Source organism: Nocardioides sp. JCM 18999 (assembly GCF_055391175.1).
The window spans coordinates 497099-519620 of record NZ_AP043887.1 but is presented as its reverse complement, the minus strand read 5'-3'; the positions used below and the strand labels follow the sequence as shown (position 1 = coordinate 519620).

The window sequence follows — 22522 nt, the reverse complement described above, 5'->3', positions numbered from 1 at the left end:
GCTACTCGCCGCTCTCCCCGGATCCACCGTGGTCGAGGAAGTGCTCGAGCCGTCGGGTGTCGGCTGGGGTCCACCCTGCGGGAGGGAGGACGGCCGCCCAGCCGTCGACGTACTCGCTGGCGTAGTCGTGCCCGAAGCCTGGAGGTGGACCGAGCTGGTGGATCTGATCGGCGACGGCCTGGACGGCGGAGACGATCGGGAACCACCGCGCCGCCGAGGGAACGTCGTAGCCACGCGGATGGTCCATCCACTCCGGTGGATCCCACAGCGCGTCGAGACCCCAGAACGGAACGGGGTCCGAGGGGTGCTGGAGGTACACCACCCGCGGCTCCGACGACGGTGGGACGGACTGCTGACGTGCTGGATCTCGGTTGAGGAACCGGACGGTCCGGCCTGCATCGAAGACGGGCTGCCAGACCGGCGAACCGCCGTCGCGCTCCGCGGTCACCTGGGACAGGACCGGGTTGCCGTGCTTGCCCCCGACGATCAGCGCTCCGTCGGTGCGTGCGGCGAGGTTGGCCACCGACGACGTGGCGTCGACCGCTCCGAACGGGGCCTCCACCCCGGCCGTACCGAGGCTCTTGCCGAAGATGAGGAGCTTCGGTCGTGAGTCAGCCGGAAGGCGGGACCAGCGCTCGGCGACGGTGCTGAACAGGATCGACCCGGCCTCCTCGGCGAGGCCGGCATCGAGGAACACCGCGAACAGGCTCGGCAGGTAGGAGTACTGGATCCCGACGATGGCGGTGTCCCCTGCGTGGAGCTGTTCCACCGCTTCGGCGGCCTCGGAGATCATCCAGCCCGATCCGGTGGGGATCCACACCACCAGGACGGACCGGTCGAAGCCCCCCGTGCGTTCCAGCTCCCGCACGGCGAGATCCGCGCGGGCCTGGAGCGTGTCGGCGGACCGTACGCCGACGTAGACCCGGACCGGCTCGGTGACGGGGGCAGCGGGTCCGTGGAAGCGTGCGAGGTCCGCGGCCGTGGTCGCCGTGGCAGTGAAGGTGCGACCTGTCCGCCCCAACGTGTTCCACGGGACCAACGACTCCGGGCTCCCCGACACGGCTGCCGAGGTCGGCGGGGTGATCCCGTCCTCGGTGATCTCGTTGTCGGCGCCGTAGTGGGATCCCGCCCAGCCGCTGACCCCGGCCACCAACCCTCCCCCGATCAGGACCATGCCCAGCGCCAGCAGACCGGCCGTGACCACCACGGCAGCGTTGCGGCTCGGAACCCGGCGCGCCACACGGCCGTGCAGGAGCGTGCCGCCGTGGACAGCCAGGCGGACGACGATGACGATCAGCACCGCCACCGCGAGCCCGGTCACCGTCGCCAGGACGGCGTCCCCACCACCGATGCTCGGCATGCCCATCACGTCCAGCTGATCGCGCTGCCACCGCAGCCAGAGCTCAGATCCGCCGAGCAGCGCAGCGATCCAGAGGGCACCCAGAGCAAGCCACGCACGTCGGCGCAGCTGAGGTGAGGGGACCTGGCGCCAGCGAGCGATGACGGCCCCGACAACGCGCCCGATCAGCACCCCGATCGCATAGCCGAGTGCCAGGCAGACACCGCTGACGAGGCTCTGGGTCAGCCACCCCCGCGGGATAAGCGTCGGGGTGAGCGAGGCGAACCAGAACACCAGGCCCGCGGCGGCACCGGACCACGACGGTTGCGCGAGCAGTCGGCTTCGCAGGCCCGGAGCGGTCATCCGGTGCCTCCCACCGCTTTCGCACTGGCCGCGCGACGTTTCGCCAGCTCCCAGGGCCAGGTGAAGGCGAGCGCCCAGATGGTCACGAGCACTCCTCCGGCTGCGAGGAGGTACCAGGGCCAGGGACCGAACCAGTCGAGCGGAGTCGCAGCAGCCGGCGTACGAACGAGGTAGCCGTAGTTGGTGTCCAGGACGAGGTTGAGGTTGTAGACGACGACCGCCCAGACCAGGACGGCCAGCACCGTGGTGCCGAGGTGGCGCCAGGTCGGTCGGTAGCCGAGACCCCAGACCAGGTAGATGGCCGCCCACACGACGAGGATGTGGCGGAGCCAGAACCCGAAGAAGCGAGGATCGGGGAAGGAGTACCCGAGCGACGGCGTGAGCAGTGCCATCAGGGTGAGGGTGAGGCCGACGTAGTAGGTGAAGGCGGACGAGCGCTGACCGCGGGTCCACAGCGCCACCACCGCGGTGTAGTCGGCGACGTCGGAGAGCTGCAACGGCCACGAGCTGCTCGCCGAACGATGCTCGGGGGTCAACCAGAACACCTGCATCACCAGCACGACCGTCAGGTTCACGGCGGCGAAGCAACGCCGGGCGACGAGCTCCCGCGCCGTCCCACGATGGCTGCGTCCCCAGAAGACGACGCCGACCGCGCCCACAGCGGTGATGACCAGCAGCAGCGCGTGCTGGCCTGAGAACGCCTGGAAGCTCTGCTGCGGCAGCAGGAGGTCCACCCGTCAAGGATGCAGCAGCGCTGCCGGGTCAGCCAGAGTCAGGCAGAGTCAGGCCAGGCCGACGAGCCGCAGGTAGCCGTCCCACAACGAGGCACCGGCGAACAGGCCGACCGCGGCACCGCTCAGCAGGAACGGACCGTGCGGCACCCGGGCACCGCGCTGATGGCGCCCGGACGCGATCAGCACCACGCCGACGACCGCTCCGATCACGAACCCCGAGGCCAGGCCGACGAGGCTGGCGCCCCAGCCCAGCCACCCGAGGGCCAGTCCGAGGACCGGGGCCAGGGCGACATCGCCGAGGCCCATGCCCCGGCCGGCGGTGACGAGCCAGATGCCGCCGTACACGGCGAGCCAGATCGCGGTGGAGGCGAGTGCCGTGGGGATCGACTCCGGCCCGCGTACGACGACGTCGACTCCGAGCGCCAGCACGGTGCCGACGGCCGCGGCGCCGGTGACCTTGAAGGGCAGCCGCAGGTGATCGAGGTCGATCATGAAGAGGGCGACGCCAGCGGCCATCACGACCAGCGCCGCCAGCGTGTACGGCGAGGCACCGAATCGCCAGCCGGTCAGCGCGAACAGCAACCCGGTCGTGAGCTCCACCATCGGGTACCGCACGGAGATGGGGGCGTCGCAGTCACGGCAGCCGCCACGCAGCAGCAGCCAGGAGAGGACCGGGACGTTGTCGCGCGGTCGGACCGGGTGGCCGCAGGCCGGGCAGGCCGAGGGAGGCGACACCAAGGACAGTCCGGCGGGCACCCGGTAGACGACGACGTTGAGGAACGAGCCGATCAGCAGCCCGAGCACACCGAGGAGAGCGGGCAGGAACGTCGGAGGCAGGGTGCCGAACGTGCCGACGTAGTCGGCCATCACGGCTCACCCGTGGACTCGAACGCTCGCCACAACGCCTCCATCTCGGCGGAGCCGACCAGGGCGATCAGCTCACGCCGCAGCGTCGAGAAACCTCCGCGCTCGGTAGCGCCGGCCCAGGTCTCGGGCCGAAGCTCGCGGGCGAGCTCCCACCGCAGGTCGACCGACGCCAACCGGTGATCGCCCGCGTGGATCGCAGCCGCGATCAGGTACGCCTCGAAGGTGGCCACGTCGGCCTGGTGGGACATCCGGTCCGCGGCTGTCGCCTCGCCCTCGACGTCCATCACCTCGCCGACACGGAAGCAGTCGGCGGCGGCCTGCCGCAGCTCGGCGACCATCTCCCCCGCCGACTGGGCGCCCGCCCGCTCGGCGCTGATCGGGGTCCCGCCGCGGGTCGCGGTCGGAGCCGTCGAAGTCGTCGGCGCGCAGGCGGCGAGGTGCTCGAGCGAGGGGAGGTGCTCGAACAGCACGTCGTGCACGGACCCGTCGAACGTCGTGACCATCGCCCGACGCGCGGCCTCCACCAGCGCGAGCGGCATGACGTCACCGGTGATGCCGTCGGCGAGCGCCTCCAGCGCGTCGGCGACGGACTCGCCCACGGCCGCCAGCTGCGCGACCGGGTCCGACACCTCGGTGAGGCCGTTCTCCCAGAGCAGCTTCTCGAGGACGTAGACGTCGGCCGCCCACGACGCCAGCTGCGCGCGGCGTACGTCGCCCTCGGCCGCGTACCGCGCAGCCAGCCGGATCATCCGGTCGGAGACGGTCAGCGGTTCCGGCGGCTCGGGCGGACCCGACAGATCGACGTCAGGGGTGAAGGTGGTCATCGCGTGAGCCTCGGACGATCAGTGCGAGCCACGGGACTGGCGGCGCCGCCGTCCGACGGTCGGTTCGGGGGTCGTGGGCGGAGGGACAGGCAGCACGCTGTTGGCCGGCCGACGGGTCAGGGGGTCCGCATCGTCCGGCGACACCCGCGCCGTTCCGTGCTCGGCCACGACCGCGACGGGCTCGTCCAGCCACGCGGCCGCGGCGGCAGCGAGCTGGTCCGCGGACAGCTCGGGGAGCGCAGGCTCCAGCGCGGCTGGTGGTGGACTCGACACCGCGGACGTCGGGACGCGCATCACCGGCACATCGACGACCGGCAGCGCACGCAGACCGGAGAAGACATCGGTGGTCGGGGAGGCCACCGGGTCCAGGGTGCCCTGCTCGTCGGCGCGGTGGCTGGGGCGCAGCCCCGCACCCGACCGCGAACCGCTCAGCGCGTTGTCGGCCGGGAGGATCGGTCGCTCGATCTCGTTCGGCACCCCGAGCCGCTCCACGGCTGCGGCCACGCGGGCGAACGTACGCCGGGGGCTCTCGTCGGCACTGGTGTGCTCGGCCAGGGCGCGAACCACGAGGGACACCTGCCGCAGGTAGTCCGGCGACTGCTCGTTCGGCTCGACCTTCGTCACCGCAGCGGAGGGGGCGATCGCGTCCCGCTCCTCGATGACCTGCTCCAGCGCACGGAGCTGCTCCCGCAGGACTCGCAGCTCAGCCTGGTCCACGCTCTCGGTCACGGCGACGCTCGACTCAGCCACTGTGGGCTCTTCCTGGGCGGGCTGTTCCCTGCGGGACCGACGGGCGAGCCGCCGCCGACCCTTCACGGGTGCCTGCTGAGGCGTCTCCACGGCGGGCTCCGGGTCGGCCGTGGCAACGTCGATCGCCGGCTCAGCCGGAGGTTCAGCTTCGACCTCGAGCTCGGATTCGACCTCGAGCTCGGGCTCGGGCTCGGGCTCGGGCTCGGTCTCGACCACCGCTGCCTCGGACCCGGGCGCGTCCAGCGCCTCGGCAGCCCGCTGCTCCCTGCGGCGGCCGACGGATCGGATCACCAGGAGGAGCAGCAGGAGAACCAGCAGCCCCGCAACCAGGGCAGCCTGTGTGGGTTCCATGGTCACACTCCGTCCATCAGTTCTGCGTGGTCTCGGCGTCGTCGGGGTCCGCGATCGGCGGCATCACGTACATGTGCCCGTCGATCGTGGTGGTGTACTCGCCGCCGTCCTTCTCCGAGCCGGACAGGGTGACCGACGTGATCAGGTAGGCGCGATCCATGTGCTCGAGGTTCTTGAGCAGGGCCGTGGTCTGGTCGTAGGACCCGGTCACCGAGACGGTGACGTCCTGGGTCGCCAGCGTGTTCGACACCGCACCCGCCTCTGCGGTGACGCCGCCGGTGGAGCTGCTGATGATCGGGGGCGTGGGAGCCAGCGTGGTGACACCCTTCGCACCGATCCCTGCGTCCACCGCGGCCTCGGTGACCTGGGCGAAGAGGCCCGGCTGGTCGGCCGTCGGGGGGAACTCGCCCGCGAGGTCGGCCGCCTCCCGACGGGTCTTCTGCAGAGCGGCCTTCTGCTGCTCGAGCTGGCTGAGCTGGCGCTGGAGCGTCGCGTTCTGCTGACGGACGGACTCGATCTGATCCCGGGTGTCCGACAACGAGCTGGTCGCCGGCCCGAGGACGAAGGTCCACCCGAGTCCGATCACAGCGAGCAGGCCGAGCGCTCCCAGGACCTTGCTCGCGGTGGGGCTGTTCAGTTCCATCAGGGAGTCCCTCCCGTCGCGCCGGCCGCCTTGTCCGCGGAGGCACCTGCCGCTGCGGCGGCCGGTGCCGGATCCGGGATCGGGCCGTAGCGACCGCTGAAAACCTTCGGCGAGAGGGCGACGGAACCGCTGAACGTCACTCCCGGAGAGTCACCGGTGGTCGTGGTGGAGATGAAGGGCTCGACGAACAGCTCCCGCTCGGCGAGCGCGGTGACCAGCTTCCCGACCTCGGCGCGGGAGTCCGCGGTGCCCGCGAGCGTCACGCACCCCACCACCAGCTCGGTCTGGAAGGGATCGGGCCCCGGGCAGACCGCGGCGCTGGCACCGCTCAGATCGGCCCCGACGGGAGCGAGGGTGACGGAGATCGACTGGAGCGAGGTGCCGCCCGGGCTGGCCTCGCGCACGCCGTTGAGGACACGGGAGATGTAGACCTCCTGCGCCATCGTCGTGGCCACGGTCCGCTTCTGCGCCTCCACGCCGGCGACGTACGCCTTGATCGCGGTCAGCTCCTGAGCCCGTTCACTGAGACGCGCGGTCTCGGCCTGCTCGGACGCGACGACGTCCTCAGCGGCGTTGATCCGCTGGTGCTGGACGAGCCAGCCGCAGCCGATCAGCACGACGAGCGCGAGAGCGGAGACGGCGAACCCCGTCCGAACCCCGCGAGCGGAGATGTGGTCGAGATCGGTCTGGGAGAGCAGGTTGACCTGGGGCAGGCCGGGCCGCGGGTGGTGGCCGCCACCCCGGCTCTTCATCGTCCCGCTCCTGCGCACAGGCCCGCGGCGATGGTGAGGGCGGACTCGTCGGTCGGGGTCAGCACGGAGCTACGGGATCCCTTCAGGAACGGCTTCACGTCGAGGTGGGTGACGGACGTGCCGAGCCGGCTCTCGAGCAGCTCGCGGAATCCGCCGAGCCGTGATCCGGCGCCGGTGAGGACGATCCGGACGACGTCCGCGTTCCTGTCCACACCCGCCCCGGCCTCGGCGGCCGATCCGCGGAAGAAGTCGAGGGTGGTGCTGATCTCCCCGACCAGCAGGTTCGCCGCGTCGACGACCGCCTTCTGGGCGGGGTGGTCGAGGTCGTCCACCGGACCGGTCGTCGCCTGACGCTGCTCGTCGTCCATCGATGCGTGACCGGGCAGGCCGACGAAGACCTTCGTGCGCTCGGCGTCGTCCCAGCTCCACCCGAACTCGTCCTGGATGGATCGGGTGATCACGCCCCCACCCAGGTCCGGGATGATACGAACGTAGCGTGGCGCGCCGCCGGTGTGCACGACCACGGTGACGACATCGGCCCCGATGTCCACGATCGCCTCGGTCTGCGCATCCGGCTCCAGTCCAGCGGGAGTGCGGGCTCGCACGAGCGCGAACGGCGCCAGGTCGATGCCCTCGGGACGGAGCCCGGCACGACGTACGGCGTCGACGAACGGGTCCACGACCTCACGGGCCGCAGCGACCAGGATGATCCGAACCATCCTGCGCGGGGCTGATCCGCCGTCGGCGACCTCGAACTCCTCGAGCAGGTGGTAGTCGAGGTTGGCGTCGTCGACGGCCATCGGGAGCGCGTCCTGGACCTGGTAGCGCAGCGCCTGGCGGAAGTCGTCCGGCGGCATCCAGTCGAGCACCATCTGGCGCACCAGCACGCTCGAGTTCGCCACCGCGAGGTGGACGTCCTTGGATCCGAACCGGCCGATCGACCAGAGCTCGCGCAGCGCCGCGGTCAGCGCATCGCCGTCGACGACGACGCCTCCGCGGACGACGTCCGGTCCGAGCGGCACCGACGCGAACCGACGCAGGGTCGCCCGGCGTCGACCCCGTACGAGCTCCGCGGCACGGACACCGGTGCTGCCGATGTCGAGACCGACCATGCTGCGTCCCATCGTGTCCTCACGTTGCTCGTCGCGAATCAGTGGTTCGCCAGTTCTTCGGCACCTGGAGGACGCGACTTGACGGCTGGCCCGATTTCCTCGGGATGCGCGCTTCTCGCCTGCCCCCAGGACCTACCCCAGGCCGAGCCCACGCCCTACCCCAGGCCGACCCCAGGCCGACCCCAGAAAGCTGCACTCTTTCGGCGTGTTACGCATGTGACCTGAGTTACTGGTGGTAAAAAAATCGCGCCGCGAGAGGGACCTACGGCCTAGTCGAGAGGATCCACCTGTGACGCTCCAGATCGCGCCCCTACTTCAAGCCGTCGTGGTCAACAACGGATCCGACCTCCATCTCAAGGTCGGAAGCCCGCCGAAGATTCGGATCTCCGGCACGCTGACTCCCCTCGACCTGCCGCCGCTCACGGCCGAGGGCGCGGAGTCCCTGATCCTGGAGACGATGTCGGCCGAGATCCGCCGACGTTACGAGTCGAGCAACGAGGCCGACTACGCCCTCTCGGTCCCCGGGATCGGCCGCTTCCGCACGAACGCGTTCCGCTCCCGTGGAGCGGTCGGCTGCGTGATGCGACTGGTGGGGATGAACGCACCGTCCCTGGAGGAGCTCGGTCTCCCCGACGTCGTACGGCGCCTGGCACTCGAGCCACGCGGACTCGTACTGGTGACGGGCCCGACCGGCTCCGGGAAGAGCACGACCCTGTCCGCCATGGTGGACGCGATCAACGCGACCCGCCCGGTGCACATCCTCACCATCGAGGATCCGATCGAGATCGTGCACCAGGACAAGAAGGCCAGCGTGACCCAGCGCGAGCTCGGGACGGACACGGCGGACTGGACGGTCGCGATGCGTGCGGCGATGCGTCAGGACCCCGACGTGATCCTGATCGGCGAGATGCGCGACGCCGAGACGGTGCGAGCCTGCCTGGCAGCGGCCGAGACCGGCCACTTCGTGATGTCGACCCTGCACACCACCGACGCGACCGAGACGATCAACCGGTTGATCGACTTCTTCCCACCGCACGAGCAGAAGCAGGTCCGGATCAGCCTCGCGACGTCGTTGCGCGGCATCGTCTGCCAGCGCCTGCTCCCCCGCGCCGACGGTGACGGCCGGACCGTGGCGATGGAGATCGCGGTCAACAACCCGCGACTGGCCGAGGCCGTCGCCGATCCGACCAAGACGGACACCATCACCGAGATCATCTCGGCGGGCGACTTCGACGGCGCCCACACCTTCGACCAGCACCTGGTCCGGATGGTCCTGGACGGCACCGTCTCGGTCGCAGACGCCAAGTTGTACAGCTCCAACACCCACGACATGTCAGTGATGCTCAAGCGTGCAGGAATCGCCCCTGTCCTCGTCGACCGGGTCGGCTGAGGAGATCCCATGACTCTCGCCCCGGACTTCGCTCCGCGATCGCGCTCGGCGCTGCGACCTGTCGACTCCGACGTCCATGCGAGCCTCGACCTCGAGCGGCTGCGCGCCTACCGGCGCGAGCTGGAGGCCGAGGAGGACCGGGTCGGCTACTGGCTACGCCTCGTGGGTGCTCACATCACCGTGGTCCAGGCGGAGTCCACGACGGGCAGCCGCCTCACGGTCGACCAGCTCGTCCGCGTGCTCAGCAACACCGGCTTCGGCCAGAGCCGGCAGGCCCTGACCAGCACCCCCGCCACGGATCCCTTGCCGAACCTGCCGATCCTCACCGAGATCTGGGAGATCCCGGTGGACCCCGACGATCCGGAGGGGATGGAGCAAGCGCTGGCCCGGCTGCACGAGGCCGAGGAGCAGCTCCTGCTCTACGCCCGTGCGCTGGACGATCGCATCGGTGACGTCACCAAGGAACTGATCCTTCGCTTCCGGGCGAACCCGTCGGCGGCCCTGTCCGTGATCCCCGAGGAGCGATCGTGATCCAGCACAGCGACCAGCAGACCGTCAACGCCCTCGTCTCCGTCGGGTTGGTGGCTCCCGCCGACCTGGACGAAGCCCGGCGGATCGCCGCCGACTCCGCCCGCAGCACGCTCGAGGTGTTGCTGGAGAACGGCGTCGTCAACCGCAACGACGTCCTTCGTACGGCGGCCGAGAGTGCTGGCCTGGAGTACGTCGACCTGACCGAGTACAGCGTCGACATGGCCGCAGCGGCGCTGCTGCCCGCGGAGTTCGCCCGGCACTCCCACGTGCTCCCCTTGCGGGTGGAGCACGGCGAGCTCGTGGTGGCGGTGACCGTCCGCCATGCCGGCAACATCGAGCTCAAGGACGACCTGAGCCGGATCACCAACTCCAGGGTGCGGTTCGCGATCGCGAACCGCAGCGACATCGACGTCAAGCTCAACCAGGTCTACCGGGCCGAGGGCGAGCTCAACACCCTCACCAGCGACCTGACCGCCGACGAGGAGACGACCGAGGACCTCTCCGGATTCACCGAGGTCTCCGACGAAGCGCCGGTGGTGCGCTTCGTGAACCTGTTGATCAGCCAGGCGATCTCGGACCGCGCCTCCGACATCCACATCGAGCCGACCGAGCGCGACCTGCGGGTGCGGTACCGCATCGACGGCGTGCTCAAGGACGCCCACCACTCGCCGAAGAACATCCAGAACGGCGTCGTGTCGCGGCTCAAGATCATGGCCGACATGAACATCGCCGAGCGCCGCGTCCCGCAGGACGGCCGGCTCTCCGTCAACCACCAGGGCCGCCGCATCGACCTGCGCGTGGCGACGCTGCCGACGGTGTGGGGCGAGAAGGTCGTCGCCCGGATCCTGGACAACTCCACGACCCAGCTCGACCTGAAGGACCTCGGCTTCAGCCCCCGGAACCTGCAGCGCTTCGAGGAGTCGTACACCAAGCCCTACGGGATGATCCTGGCGACGGGACCGACCGGATCCGGCAAGTCGACCACCCTGTACGCGACGCTCAACCAGCTGAACCGCCCCGACGTCAACGTGATCACGGTCGAGGACCCGGTCGAGTACCGGCTCGCCGGGATCAACCAGGTCCAGGTCAACGTCAAGGCGGGACTGACCTTCGCCTCGGCGCTGCGCTCCATCCTCCGGTCGGACCCCGACATCGTCCTGATCGGTGAGATCCGCGACCACGAGACCGCCCAGATCGCTGTGGAGGCGGCCCTGACCGGGCACCTCGTGCTCTCCACCCTGCACACCAACGACGCACCGTCGGCCGCGACCCGTCTGGTCGAGATGGGCATCGAGCCGTTCCTGGTCAGCTCGGCCCTCGACGTGGTCGTCGCCCAACGACTCTGCCGCTCGCTGTGCGAGCGCTGCAAGACCGCCTACCAGCCTGACCCGGAGGACCTGCTCCGGGTCGGCTACCCGTGGTCGGAGGGCGAGCCCCTCCCCACCCTCCACCGGCCGGCCGGGTGCACGACCTGCTCGCAGACCGGCTACCGCGGCCGGCTCGCGCTGCACGAGGTGATGACGATGACGGAGGACATCTCCCGCCTGACGGTCGCGCGTGCCTCGACCGACGACATCGCCCGCACCGCGATCGAGCAGGGCATGACCGAGCTGAAGCAGGACGGCTGGCTGAAGGTCTCGGAAGGGCGCACGTCCATCGAAGAGGTGCTCCGCGTCGTCGCCTGACGAATCCGGATTCAAGTCGACGTCCTCCGCGACCGAAGAACTGGATACCCCCGCTCTCGATCGCGGCCGCCCGGAGGAGAACCAGTGAACGACATCCTGAAGAACGGATTCGGTCTCACGTTCGGCACCGTGCCGGAACTGGCCGTGACCGAGCCGGAACCGGCGGTCTTCGTGGAGCCCGAGGTGCCCGTCGTACCCGTGGCGTCCGTCGCACCGGTGGAGCCCGTCGCGCCGGTGGCGCCCGTCCCGCCGCCCTCGTCGTCGTCCCCGAGCTCGTACTCGTCACCGGTCACGCAGCAGGTCACGCAGCCGGTCGCGCCACCGGTCTCAGCTCCGATCCAGCCGCCGGCGGCGTACGCCGGCGGACCGCAGGAGCTCATCCTCGACGACCTGCTGATCTCGGTGCTGCGACTGAACGGTTCGGACCTGCACCTGACCTCGGGTGCCCCGCCCACCGTCCGCGTCCGCGGCGACATGACGCCCCTGCCGGGCTACGCGGCACTGACCGGTCAGGAGCTGCGCCGCACGCTGTACAACGTGATGACCGAGCGGCAGCGCAAGGTCTTCGAGGAGGAGCTCGAGCTCGACTTCGCGTACGCCGTGCCGGGCCATGCGCGCTTCCGGGTCAACGTCTACCAGCAGCGCGAGAGCATCGGCGCGGTGATGCGCGTGATCCCGTGGGAGATCGTCCCGCTCGCCGACCTCGGCATGCCCGAGGTGATCGAGTCCTTCGCCGACCTGCCGCGCGGTCTCGTCCTCGTCACCGGTCCGACGGGGTCCGGGAAGTCGACCACCCTGGCCGCGATCATCGACCGGATCAACCGTTCCCGCCGCGGGCACATCATGACGGTCGAGGACCCGATCGAGTTCCTCCACACGCACCGCGGCTGCCTGGTCAACCAGCGAGAGGTCGGCGCCGACACCCACGGCTTCCGCTCAGCGCTCAAGCACGCCCTCCGCCAGGACCCGGACGTCATCCTGGTCGGTGAGCTCCGCGACCTCGAGACCATCTCCGTCGCGCTGACCGCCGCCGAGACCGGCCACCTGGTGCTCGCCACGCTGCACACCCAGTCGGCCCAGGACACGATCACCCGCGTCGTCGACGTCTTCCCGCCCGAGCAGCAGCAGCAGATCAGGACCCAGCTGGCCGCCACGCTCCAGGGTGTCGTCTGCCAGACGTTGGTGAAGACCGCCGACGGCGAGGGTCGGACGGCCGCCGTCGAGGTGATGGTCTGCACCACCGGCATCCGAGCGATGATCCGCGACAACAAGCTCCAGCAGATCCAGGGAGCTCTCCAGGCCGGCGCCCGCGAGGGGATGCAGACCCTCAACGCCCACCTCGCCACGTTGGTGAAGACCGGACGGATCGCGTACGCCGCCGGGCTCGAGGCCTGCACGGACCACACCGACTTCGAAACCCTGGCCGGCGGGGTCCCCCGCCGCCCGACGACCGTGACCGAGTGGCAGTGACCCAGTGGCAGTGACCCGGAGGAGACCCTCATGAGCACCACGACCTCGCAGTACGCCTACAAGGTCCGCGACGCCCAGGGAAAGCTGTCCGAGGGCAAGGTCGAGGCTGCCTCGGAGGCCGCTGTCGCCGACAAGCTCCGCGCCATGGGCTACGTCCCGCTCGAGGTCAAGCAGGCCAACGTCGGCATGCAGCGCGAGATCAGCTTCTCGGTCAAGAAGCGGGTCAAGATCAAGGACCTCGCGATCTTCTCCCGTCAGTTCGCCACGATGATCGACGCCGGCCTCACCCTCATCCGCGCCCTGGGCATCCTGGCGGAGCAGTCGGAGAACGAGGCGATGCGCACCGTGCTGCGTGCGGTGAAGCAGGACGTGGAGGCCGGCATGAGCCTGTCCGCCTCCTTCGCGAAGCACCCCGACTCCTTCCCGCCATTGATGATCTCGATGACCCGCGCGGGCGAGGCCGGCGGCTTCCTGGACCGAGCGATGCGTCAGATCGCCGACAACTTCGAGTCCGAGGTCAAGCTGCGCGGCAAGATCAAGGCCGCCCTGACCTACCCGGTCGTGGTGTTCTGCATGGCGATCCTGATGTGCATCGCGATGCTGATCTTCGTCGTCCCGGTCTTCCGCGACATGTTCGCGAACCTGGGCGGACAGCTCCCGCTGCCGACCCGCATCCTGGTGATGCTCTCGGACTCGATGAAGTACCTCATCCCGGCCGCACTCGTCATCGGCATCGCAGGGACCGTGTGGTGGCGCAAGTTCGGCCACACCGAGCAGGTCCGCAACGTCGTCGACCCGGCCAAGCTCCGGCTCCCGGTCTTCGGCAAGCTCTTCCAGAAGCTCGCGCTGACCCGCTTCTCCCGCAACCTCGGCACCCTGTTGTCCTCCGGCGTCCCGATCCTGCAGTCGATCGAGATCGTCTCGGAGACGACCGGCTCGGTGGTGATCTCCCACGCGCTCCGAGAGGTCCAGGAGTCGGTGCGGCGCGGCGAGTCGGTCGCCGCTCCCCTCGCCCAGCACGAGGTCTTCCCGCCGATGGTGGTGCAGATGATCGCCTCCGGCGAAGAGGCCGGCGCAATCGACCAGATGCTGATGAAGGTCGCCGACTTCTACGACAGTGAGGTCGAGGCGATGACCGAGTCGCTGACGGCCCTGATCGAGCCCCTGATGATCGCGTTCCTCGGCTTGGTCGTCGGCTCGATGATCGTCGCCCTGTACATGCCGATCTTCAAGGTCTTCGACATGATCGGCTGATCACCAGCTGATCAACCTCCCCGGGCCGCCGCCGGCTGGTCATCACCGCTAGTACGCCGCGGACCCCTCTCCGTACGCCTTGACGCCCCACGAGGAGCGGACGGGGTCGAGAAAGAACGGCGGCGGCGCGTACCGCAGCCGGGTGTCGTACTCGTAGTCCTTCACGTAGCCCGTCGACACGTTGCCGTTGTTGGACGTGCCGACCGGGCCACGGAACTTCTGCGCGAACGAGCCGAACAGGTGCAGCCCGCCCATGGTGGCGCCGCGGTTGTAGGACTGCACGGTGAAGCTGTGCTGGATCGTCAGGATCGACGCCTGCACGATCGGGTCCTGGAAGACGCTGCCCACGGGTCGGTTCAGGTTGGCCCACCCGTCGCACTGGCCGTTGTCAGTCGAGGTGCACTTCACGGGGTGGTAGATCTGCACCGAGTTCTGCGCGATCAGGCCCATCGAGTCCAGTCCGGTCTTGCCGTCGACATAGGTGGTGTCGCCGGTGATGACGATGTTGTTGTCGGCAGCGAACGTGACCCGGCCGTGCAGGGCACCCTCGAGGTAGAGGGTGCCGTAGCGGCAGTTCGCCTCGGCCAGGCTCTGGTTGATGTCGTTGCTCACGGGGATGCCGTCGCCGATAGCGCCGGTAGCGCACGCTCCTGAGGCCGGAGTGGACTGGGTGGAGGGCACGTCACGGACCATCACCACGTTGTTGTGCGGCAACGGCACGGTCTGCGGCCAGGAGGACTGGTAGTTGCCGCACCCCGTGTTCAGGGCGCTCTTGGACCACGGGCTCCAGACGGTCATCGTCGAGTAGGTGCCGGACGCGTTCGCGTTGAGCTTGATCCGGGTCGGCCCGGTGTACAGGCACCCCGGCGTCGTCGTCTGGGCCGGGTCGACGTTCTTCTTCAGGTCAGCGATGCCGGTGGGCAGAGGGATCTCGGCCCGGTAGGTGATGCCCTTGTCGAACTGGGGTGAGGCCGAGCCGCTCGCGTCGTAGCAGGAGGTCGCCGGCCGGGCTACACCGTTGATCGGCTGGCACGCGGGATCCGAGGTCGAGACCGTGCCCTGGAACCGGGGGCTTCCCGTCATCACCATGGTGTCGTTGGAGTGCACCGGCCCGTTGAACTTGTCGTTGTTGATGAAGAGGATGTTGCCGCAGTAGGACTGGTCACGGGGCTTGGAGACCCCGGTGACGGTGGGCTCCCAGGCGTAGTGCGTGCACTTGTCCTGCGCGGTCGCGTTGTTCAGCCCGTACTTCGCCTCGTTCGCCGGGTCGGTCGTCTCGTACATCGTGTAGTAGAGGAACTCGCCGAACCCGCCCTTGCGCAGCACGGTCGACACGGTGCGCTTGACCGACCCGACCCGGCCGGTCGAGGTGAGCTTGAGGGTGCCGTTCGTCGGCGTGCTCGTGGTGACGGCGTCGTAGTGGAACTGGGCGCGGGAGGCTCCCGGGACGTTGGCCCATCCCAGGGCCGTGGAGGCGGTCCAGCTGCACCGGCTGACGCTCGGCTTCTGCATGGCGACGTTGCTGCAGTCCGGGCTCGTCAACCAGTAGTTGTCGTCCTTGTTGAGCCGCGCGAGGTAGTCGTCCACGCCCGCCTCCGCCGCGACGAGCGCCTCGTTCCAGTCCGTCGAATGACGGGAGAACGTCGCGGTGCGCATCGACAGGGTGGCCACCGTCGTGACGATGATGGTCAGCACCATCATCATGCCGAGCACCATCAGCAGGGCGGAGCCCTCGTCCTTCTGAGTTCGCATGGGGCACCTCACGGAGTGGCCGTGCTCGTCGGAGCGAGCACGTTGATGTCGGAGTTGGGCAGCCGGATCCGCTTGATCAGCGTCGAGGCGGGATAGCGCGCCTGCCCCCGGACGGTCTGGACGGACAGGTTGAGCTCGACGCTCGCCACCGAGGCGAGGTCGGCGCTCGTCAGGGTGGTCGAGGTGATCTGCGCACCGGCGAAGTTGTAGTAGGAGAAGACGTTCGGGATCGGCGAGGCGAGCCCACGGGCCAGGACCCGGGTCTGGACCGTGCAGCCGGCGACCGTCGGGTTGCAGAACGTGTACTTCCCGCCACCGAGATCCGTCGGCGGTTGCAACGTCTGGACCAGCCGGCTCGAGGCCTGGGCGGCGCCGGTGTCGGCGACCACGCTCAACGTGACCAGGCTGGGTCCGACGTTGCTGCTCGCGCCGAGGTTGGCGTAGAACATCACCTGACTGCGCGTCGCCTGCACGATCGCGGTGTCGGCGCAGGAGGGGCAGGAGACCTCGGTCAGCTGGTCGGGCAGGATCGCCGTCCGCAGGATCTTGCTCGTGGCATCGATCGCGATCTGCCCCTGGGTGGCGTTGTCGGTCCGGTTGGTCAGATTCGCCGACACCTTGAGGCAGAGGATGGTCGTGACGGTGATCAGCAGCGTGAGCAGGGTGAACAGGCCCACCGCCACCACCACCTCGGAGAGCGAGAAGCCCCCGTCGCGAGGCTCCGTCGTCGACTCGGTCGTCGATGTGGTCACGGAACGGTCACCGACCTGGGCGAGTCCCCCGAGGCGACGGTGACGCTCTTGGTGGCGGACCCCGCCTTGATCGTCCACGTCCCGAACGGGACGCTCGTCTTGAGACGGCCACCCGTCGCGGTACCGAGCGGGATGGTCAGGCCCGAGGCACACGACGAGTCCGACGCGTGCACGGCGGTGATGGTGGCGCCCGCCGCCGCCTGGACGTCGATCGCGCCGAGCGGGATCGCGGCAGCGACCGTGCTGCCCGGGTCGGTCGTCAGGGGCAGGTCGCGGGTCTGGCCGGTGTACTCGGGATCGTTGTCGAGGCAGGAGCCAGCCCAGATCTGGTAGCCCGACGGATAGGGCCACAGGTTGGTCAACGTGCGGCTGTTGCCGGTGCCCGCGACGCTCTTCGATCCTCCGGGGAGGAGCGCGCTGTTGCCCAGCGAGATCGGGATCGTGTTCGTCGCCAACGGCAGCGCGTACCCGGAGGTGGTGGTGAAGGTCGCCGCGATCGTCGCCGCCTGGTCGTACTCGATGGTGGTGCGCCACAGCTGTCCTGACTGGACCTGGGCCGTAGCGGTGCCGGACGGGTCCCCGCTCCGGTTCACGTAGCCGGCGGCCTGCACCTTGACCTGGTAGGTCCCTGGCGTGAGGAAGGCGAAGAGGGCGCAGCCGTCGGACGCGGTGCTCTCGGTCCAGGTGCCCGCGGTGCCGGTCACGGTGACCGTCCTGCCCTCGAAGGGCGTGCCCGAGGCGTCGAGCACCTTGACCCCGATGTGGCCGGTGAGCGCGGAGTAGGTGCCCTTGGGGGGCGTCATCACCGTGTCCATCGTGACCGGGGGCCGATCGCCCAGGCCCGGCCAGGTCACCTCCACCTTCACCCGGAGGTAGGCCAGCTCGACCGACCCGCCCTTGTCGCAGGTCGAGGCCACCGTGGTGCCCATCTCCGACCACTGCGCGGTCCGGGTCACCGTGTAGGGGATGTTGTCCACCACCAGCGGCTGGCCGACGGTGCCGCCCGCAAGCGGGGACGGGTTGACCGCCTCGTTGGTGTCGATCGTCGTGGGGCCCCGGACGACGGAGGTGAACGCGTCCCGAGTGATCTCGAGCTCACGGCTGGCCAGGATCGTGGCCTCCATGTGGAACCGGTCGTCGCGGGTGAGCCGGATCGCGCCGCCGACCAGGGCGAGCAACGAGCCGGACACGACCGCAAACAGCGCGATCGCTACCACGACCTCGACCAGCGTCATCCCGGCATCGACGGGCGCGCTGCCCTGTCTCGTGGCAAGCGAACGCCGGTGCTCCGCGGCAGGCTTCAACGTCACCCTCCGTCACAACGACAAATCCGACCATCAAGGTTGTCGGTGCCTGAACGGCCGAACTTGACCCCCAGCCCGAACGAAAAAGCGTCCAAGGGAAGCGGGCAAAAATAAATGGACGCAAAACTCAAGTTCTCCGGTGGCGCGTCCCGACAACTCCGATACCGGGCGGTTCCGCGCTCGGCAATCGCTTCCCCGATTAGAGGAGAATCTCGTGCTCGCTCGCATGCAGAAGTCGTTGAAGGAGAAGGACCAGGGCTTCACCCTGATCGAGCTCCTCGTCGTCATCATCATCATCGGCATCCTGGCCGCCATCGCCATCCCGGTCTTCCTGAACCAGCGCAAGAAGGGCGTCGACGCGTCCCTCAAGTCCGACCTCAAGAACGCCGCCACATCGGCCGAGACGTACTCGACCGACTACCCGACCATGGCCGGGTTCTTCAACACCGGTGCCTCGCCGGCCGAGACCTCCGCCGCCACCAAGACGAACTTGGTCGCGTCCGGCTTCAAGTCGTCGCCCAACAACGTCGTCAAGATCACCGGCGGCCCTGCGGGCGGCTACAAGATCTGCGCCTACAACACGGGTGCCAGCAGTGCGACCGCCGCTGGCACGGCGCTGCAGTACGACAGCGCCGCCGGCGGCATGGTGACCGCGACCGTCGACTGCTCGGCGGCCACCTGGATCACCATCTCCTGATCACGCCCCACCCGACCAACACCCACACCCACTCTCACTAGGAGAACGCTGTGCTTGCTCGTCTGCAGAAGTCACTCAAGGAGAAGGACCAGGGCTTCACCCTGATCGAGCTCCTCGTCGTCATCATCATCATCGGCATCCTGGCCGCGATCGCGATCCCGGTCTTCCTCAACCAGCGCCAGAAGGGCGTCGACGCCGACATCAAGTCCGACCTCAAGAACGCCGCCACCGTGGCCGCGACCATCACCGTCGACGGACCGACGAGCACGACTCCCTTCGACCAGGCCGGGCTCGTGGCTGCTGGCTGGAAGTTCGACTCCACCAGCACCTTCACGATCACCGGCACCCCCGCCGGCGGCAACTTCTGCATCTCCGGCTACAACAGCGGAGCAACCGCCAACGCCACCACCAAGCAGTGGAAGTACGTCGAGAACGGTGGCGGCCTCCAGTCGACCACCGGCGCCGGCTGCAGCTGATCCACCGCACCTGAGCCTGGGGTCGGTGCTCGACCGAGCACCGACCCCAGCAGCTCATCGCTTCCCCAAGCTCCAAACCACTCCCACCGGGGGGATCAGGTCATGCGTGGACTTCTCCGCATCATCAACGTTCGCACCGTCCTGGTCGCGATCGCGATCGTCGCTGCGCTCCTCGCCATCGACGGCGGATCCGTGGTGCTCACCCGGATCTCCTCCCACGACGACCTTCAGCAGGCAGGCTACGAAGCCGCCGCTGTCGCCAAGCAGGGTCCGACGACCCGCGAGACCGCCTTGGCCGCCCTGGCAGCGGCCGAAGCCGACGCCGACGAACACGGAATCTCGGTGACCGGCCACGGGTTCACGATCTACCCGGACGGTCATGTGACCTTGACCGGGACGAAGATCGCACCCACCCTTCTGATGAGGCACCTGTCGATGCTGGCCCACCTGACCCGGGTGAGCACGACGATCTCGGTCGAGCCTCTCCCGTACGGCAACTGAGAGGGGTTGGCGATGACGGCAGCAGCCCACGGACCCGAACCCAAGCTCGAGACGAGCGCGGCGCGGGAGACCCTGCGCGAGATGGCGGCGGTGATCCGCACGGTCTTCGGCGCCCGAGTCCAGGCGTCGGACGAGGCCGCCCCCACTCCCCCGGCCGAAGCGCCAAGCGAGGTCGCCTTCGCGCCGGAGCCCCTGGCCCTCGCCGAGCCCGACCGGGCTAGACCACCTGTGGAACCGACGCCGCACGTCCCGGAAGCACCCGCAGCGCACAACGACGGGGTTCCCGCGCTCCGCTTGGTGCCGAATCCGTCAGACGACGTGCTTCCTGAGCATCGACACGCCGTACTCCGCGAGGTCGCATTCCTGGACGACTGACCTCGCTGGAAGTACTGTCGCGGCATCCTGGGTCGGAAATACCGGCACCACTGCCGAGTTTTCGGTACACACCCTTGGAGGAGTCCAGTTCCTTGAACGGCCGCACAACGGGAGGGCGACGTGGAGGATTCTGATTCGGTCGAAGAGCTGTGGGAGCGGTTCAAGACCACCGGCGATCGCGCTGATCGCGACAGCCTGATGCTGCACTACGCCAAGCTGGTGCGAGATGTCGCCGGCCGAGTCCGCGCCGGACTCCCCTCGTCGGTCGACCTGAGCGATCTGATCTCGGACGGCACCATCGGCCTCATCGATGCGATCGACAAGTTCGACCCCGACCGGGGGATCCAGTTCCAGACGTACGCCGCCACCCGGATCCGAGGCGCGATCGTGGACGGACTGCGGTCCACGGACTGGGTGCCGCGATCGGTGCGTGAACGGCTGCGCGACGTCGGCGCCGTGAAGGCCACGCTCGAGATGCGTCTCGGCCATCCTCCGGACGATCACCAGGTCGCGGAGGAGCTCTCGATCACGCTGAACGAGCTGCGCGCCATCTACGCCCACACCACCCGAAGCACCGTGCTCAGCTTCGACGCCGATGCGGGCGACGCGGAGACCCTGATCAGCACCGTCGACATGCCTGGCTCCGACGACGACATCCCACCGGGATTCCTCGCCGCGGTCCGGGAGCTGGCCGAGCGCGACCAGGTCGTCATCGCCCTCTACTACTGGGACCGGTTCACCCTCGCGGAGATCGGCCAGGTCCTCGGCGTCACCGAGTCACGGGTGAGCCAGCTGCACAGCCGCGCCACCATGACCCTTCGGCGGAAGCTGCTCGACGCTGCCGTGTGAGGCCACCGCCGTCTCAGTCGTCGGTGCGACGACCTCGCCATGCCACCCAGCCGACCTGGATCCCTCCGGCGACGAAGCCGAGCGCGTAGCCGCCGGTGAGGCCGACGCCGATGAGCACAAAGGCGAATCCGAGCGACGTGACCGGCTCGTCCCAGACATGAACCTTTCCGGAGTCGGAGACGACGCGCACGATCTCAACGACGTCGCCGACCTCGCTGCGATCACAGCCCTCCTCGTTCGAGAACTCCGCCGGCAGCCCAGGCGGCGGGTTCCGTGATGCCCAGGTCAGCGTGTAGACATCCGCCCAGCTGCTCTTTCCGCAGTGATCCTCATCGCCGGTCCTGACCGCCGCGACCACCTCCGCCTGCTCGACCGGCCAGCCCCGAACATGGCTCCACTCCCAGAGTGCGATGGTGCCGAAGATCGCACCGAAGCCGAGGGCGAAGAGCGGGGCTATCCCGACCGCAACCTGAAGGATCGGTCGCTGGTCCGACTTCCACTCGAGGAACCGGTCGAGCTGAGCGAGGCGAGCCTCGAGCCAGCTCGGAAGACCCCACATGGCCCTGGCCTTGGCTCGCCGCGCGAGCCGGACCGCCAACGGAGTGACCTGCGGCTCCGAGCTTCTCCTCGCGAGGTGATTCGCCGCCGACGCGATCGTCGCCTCTTGGACATCAGACGTTGAAGCGGAACTCCACGACGTCGCCGTCGACCATCACGTAGTCCTTGCCCTCCATGCGGACCTTGCCGACCTCACGCGCCTTGGCGACGGAGCCGGCGGCCATCAGGTCGTCGAAGGAGACGATCTCGGCCTTGATGAAGCCCTTCTGGAAGTCGGTGTGGATCACACCGGCGGCCTCAGGGGCGGTCGAGCCCTTCTTGATCTCCCACGCGCGGACCTCCTTGGGCCCGGCGGTCAGGTAGGTCTGCAGGCCGAGGGTGTCGAAGCCGACGCGGGCGAGCTGGTTGAGCCCGGACTCGGCGATGCCGAAGTCGGCCAGCATCTCGGCGGCCTCCTCGTCGGTCATCTCGATCAGCTCGGACTCGATCTTGGCGTCGAGGAAGATCGCCTCGGCCGGCGCGACGATCTCGCGCATCTTGGCCTTGAGGTCCTCGTCGGCGAGCTCGTCGGTGTCGCAGTTGAAGACGTAGATGAAGGGCTTCGCGGTGAGCAGGGTGAGCTCACGGATCAGCTCGGCCTCGATCTTCGTCGCCGAGATCGGGGTGCCGGCCTCCAGCGCAGCCTTGGCCTCCTGGACCGCGGCGAGCTTGGGCGCGGCCTCCTTCTTGATCCGCGCCTCCTTCTCCAGCCGCGGGATCGCCTTCTCGACGGTCTCCAGGTCGGCCAGGATCAGCTCGGTCTGGATGGTGGAGATGTCGGAGGCCGGGTTGACCTCACCGTCGACGTGGGTGACGTCGTCGTCGCGGAAGACGCGGGTGACCTGGCAGATCGCGTCGCCCTCACGGATGTTGGCCAGGAACTTGTTGCCCAGCCCCTCACCCTGCGAGGCGCCGCGGACGATGCCGGCGATGTCGACGAACTGCACCGTGGCAGGCAGCAGCTTCTCGGAGTTGTAGATGGTGGCGAGCTGGGCCAGCCGCGGGTCGGGCACGCCGACCACACCGACGTTGGGCTCGATCGTGGCGAACGGGTAGTTCGCAGCGAGCACGTTGTTCTTGGTCAGCGCGTTGAAGAGCGTCGACTTGCCTGCGTTCGGGAGACCGACGATGCCGATGGTGAGAGCCACGAGGAA

23 protein-coding genes are annotated in these 22522 nt (G+C 68.9%); 10 read left to right on the top strand and 13 right to left on the bottom strand.

Going from position 1 to position 22522, the window contains the following annotated elements; translation table 11 throughout:
- Position 1 precedes the first annotated feature (1 nt).
- From ACZ5J1_RS02455 to pilM, 8 genes are read right to left on the bottom strand one after another with little or no spacing between them, the layout of a single operon-like run.
- Positions 2 to 1702 (bottom strand): alpha/beta-hydrolase family protein, encoded by a 1701-nt coding sequence (locus ACZ5J1_RS02455; RefSeq protein ID WP_464562174.1) that lies wholly within the window; start codon positions 1700 to 1702, stop codon positions 2 to 4.
- Positions 1699 to 2436, bottom strand: a complete 738-nt coding sequence (locus ACZ5J1_RS02450; RefSeq protein ID WP_464562172.1) for a YwaF family protein — start codon at positions 2434 to 2436, stop codon at positions 1699 to 1701. The genes ACZ5J1_RS02455 and ACZ5J1_RS02450 overlap by 4 nt, the downstream gene beginning before the upstream one ends.
- A gap of 48 nt (positions 2437 to 2484) precedes the next feature.
- Positions 2485 to 3303, bottom strand: a complete 819-nt coding sequence (locus ACZ5J1_RS02445) for a prepilin peptidase (protein ID WP_464562170.1) — start codon at positions 3301 to 3303, stop codon at positions 2485 to 2487.
- Positions 3303 to 4127: a hypothetical protein gene (locus ACZ5J1_RS02440; RefSeq protein WP_464562169.1), complete on the bottom strand. Its 825-nt coding sequence runs from the start codon at positions 4125 to 4127 to the stop codon at positions 3303 to 3305. Before ACZ5J1_RS02440 ends, ACZ5J1_RS02445 begins: the two co-directional genes overlap by 1 nt.
- An 18-nt stretch (positions 4128 to 4145) precedes the next feature.
- A complete protein-coding gene (locus ACZ5J1_RS02435; protein ID WP_464562167.1) occupies positions 4146 to 5228 on the bottom strand; it encodes a hypothetical protein in 1083 nt (360 codons plus the stop codon).
- A 16-nt stretch (positions 5229 to 5244) separates the two neighbouring features.
- Positions 5245 to 5871 (bottom strand): type IV pilus inner membrane component PilO, encoded by a 627-nt coding sequence (locus ACZ5J1_RS02430; protein WP_464562165.1) that lies wholly within the window; start codon positions 5869 to 5871, stop codon positions 5245 to 5247.
- Positions 5871 to 6623: a PilN domain-containing protein gene (locus ACZ5J1_RS02425; protein WP_464562163.1), complete on the bottom strand. Its 753-nt coding sequence runs from the start codon at positions 6621 to 6623 to the stop codon at positions 5871 to 5873. Before ACZ5J1_RS02425 ends, ACZ5J1_RS02430 begins: the two co-directional genes overlap by 1 nt.
- Positions 6620 to 7747: a type IV pilus assembly protein PilM gene (gene pilM, locus ACZ5J1_RS02420; protein ID WP_464562161.1), complete on the bottom strand. Its 1128-nt coding sequence runs from the start codon at positions 7745 to 7747 to the stop codon at positions 6620 to 6622. The genes ACZ5J1_RS02425 and pilM overlap by 4 nt, the downstream gene beginning before the upstream one ends.
- A gap of 277 nt (positions 7748 to 8024) precedes the next feature.
- Here pilM and ACZ5J1_RS02415 point away from each other — a divergent pair, with 277 nt between their 5' ends.
- The 5 genes from ACZ5J1_RS02415 to ACZ5J1_RS02395 all read left to right on the top strand — a co-directional run bounded on the left by ACZ5J1_RS02415 (position 8025) and on the right by ACZ5J1_RS02395 (position 14065).
- On the top strand, positions 8025 to 9125 hold the full coding sequence (locus ACZ5J1_RS02415; protein ID WP_464562160.1) for a type IV pilus twitching motility protein PilT: 1101 nt from the start codon (positions 8025 to 8027) through the stop codon (positions 9123 to 9125).
- Positions 9126 to 9134: 9 nt separating this feature from the next.
- Entirely contained in the window at positions 9135 to 9656 is a 522-nt protein-coding gene (locus tag ACZ5J1_RS02410) for an RsiG family protein (protein WP_464562158.1), read from the top strand.
- Positions 9653 to 11341: a GspE/PulE family protein gene (locus ACZ5J1_RS02405; RefSeq protein WP_464562156.1), complete on the top strand. Its 1689-nt coding sequence runs from the start codon at positions 9653 to 9655 to the stop codon at positions 11339 to 11341. The genes ACZ5J1_RS02410 and ACZ5J1_RS02405 overlap by 4 nt, the downstream gene beginning before the upstream one ends.
- An 84-nt stretch (positions 11342 to 11425) precedes the next feature.
- Positions 11426 to 12811: a type IV pilus twitching motility protein PilT gene (locus ACZ5J1_RS02400; RefSeq protein WP_464562154.1), complete on the top strand. Its 1386-nt coding sequence runs from the start codon at positions 11426 to 11428 to the stop codon at positions 12809 to 12811.
- Positions 12812 to 12841: 30 nt separating this feature from the next.
- Positions 12842 to 14065, top strand: a complete 1224-nt coding sequence (locus tag ACZ5J1_RS02395) for a type II secretion system F family protein (RefSeq protein ID WP_464562152.1) — start codon at positions 12842 to 12844, stop codon at positions 14063 to 14065.
- Between the two features lie 48 nt (positions 14066 to 14113).
- Here ACZ5J1_RS02395 and ACZ5J1_RS02390 read toward each other — a convergent pair whose 3' ends face one another.
- Genes ACZ5J1_RS02390 through ACZ5J1_RS02380 form a run of 3 tightly spaced genes read right to left on the bottom strand, consistent with a single transcriptional unit; the run spans position 14114 to position 17804 of the window.
- Positions 14114 to 15817, bottom strand: coding sequence for a pilus assembly PilX family protein (locus ACZ5J1_RS02390; protein WP_464562151.1), 1704 nt, complete (start codon positions 15815 to 15817; stop codon positions 14114 to 14116).
- A gap of 8 nt (positions 15818 to 15825) precedes the next feature.
- A complete protein-coding gene (locus ACZ5J1_RS02385) occupies positions 15826 to 16569 on the bottom strand; it encodes a hypothetical protein (RefSeq protein ID WP_464562149.1) in 744 nt (247 codons plus the stop codon).
- Complete coding sequence (locus tag ACZ5J1_RS02380) at positions 16566 to 17804, bottom strand: type IV pilus modification PilV family protein (protein ID WP_464562148.1); 1239 nt, start codon at positions 17802 to 17804, stop codon at positions 16566 to 16568. The genes ACZ5J1_RS02385 and ACZ5J1_RS02380 overlap by 4 nt, the downstream gene beginning before the upstream one ends.
- Positions 17805 to 18087: 283 nt before the next feature.
- Between ACZ5J1_RS02380 and ACZ5J1_RS02375 the strand changes: the two genes are divergently transcribed.
- The 5 genes from ACZ5J1_RS02375 to ACZ5J1_RS02355 all read left to right on the top strand — a co-directional run bounded on the left by ACZ5J1_RS02375 (position 18088) and on the right by ACZ5J1_RS02355 (position 20771).
- The gene (locus tag ACZ5J1_RS02375; RefSeq protein WP_464562146.1) at positions 18088 to 18570 is read left to right on the top strand and encodes a prepilin-type N-terminal cleavage/methylation domain-containing protein; all 483 of its coding nucleotides are present in this window, start codon (positions 18088 to 18090) and stop codon (positions 18568 to 18570) included.
- A gap of 50 nt (positions 18571 to 18620) precedes the next feature.
- Entirely contained in the window at positions 18621 to 19046 is a 426-nt protein-coding gene (locus ACZ5J1_RS02370) for a prepilin-type N-terminal cleavage/methylation domain-containing protein (RefSeq protein WP_464562145.1), read from the top strand.
- A 102-nt stretch (positions 19047 to 19148) separates the two neighbouring features.
- On the top strand, positions 19149 to 19547 hold the full coding sequence (locus ACZ5J1_RS02365; protein WP_464562143.1) for a hypothetical protein: 399 nt from the start codon (positions 19149 to 19151) through the stop codon (positions 19545 to 19547).
- Between the two features lie 12 nt (positions 19548 to 19559).
- Complete coding sequence (locus ACZ5J1_RS02360) at positions 19560 to 19922, top strand: hypothetical protein (protein ID WP_464562141.1); 363 nt, start codon at positions 19560 to 19562, stop codon at positions 19920 to 19922.
- Positions 19923 to 20042: 120 nt separating this feature from the next.
- Complete coding sequence (locus ACZ5J1_RS02355) at positions 20043 to 20771, top strand: FliA/WhiG family RNA polymerase sigma factor (protein WP_464562139.1); 729 nt, start codon at positions 20043 to 20045, stop codon at positions 20769 to 20771.
- 13 nt (positions 20772 to 20784) lie between these two features.
- On the opposite strand, the gene ACZ5J1_RS02350 is transcribed toward ACZ5J1_RS02355, so the two are convergent.
- Positions 20785 to 21330, bottom strand: coding sequence for a hypothetical protein (locus ACZ5J1_RS02350; RefSeq protein ID WP_464562137.1), 546 nt, complete (start codon positions 21328 to 21330; stop codon positions 20785 to 20787).
- Positions 21331 to 21442: 112 nt separating this feature from the next.
- A complete protein-coding gene (gene ychF / locus ACZ5J1_RS02345) occupies positions 21443 to 22516 on the bottom strand; it encodes a redox-regulated ATPase YchF (protein WP_464562135.1) in 1074 nt (357 codons plus the stop codon).
- Positions 22517 to 22522: the final 6 nt, after the last annotated feature.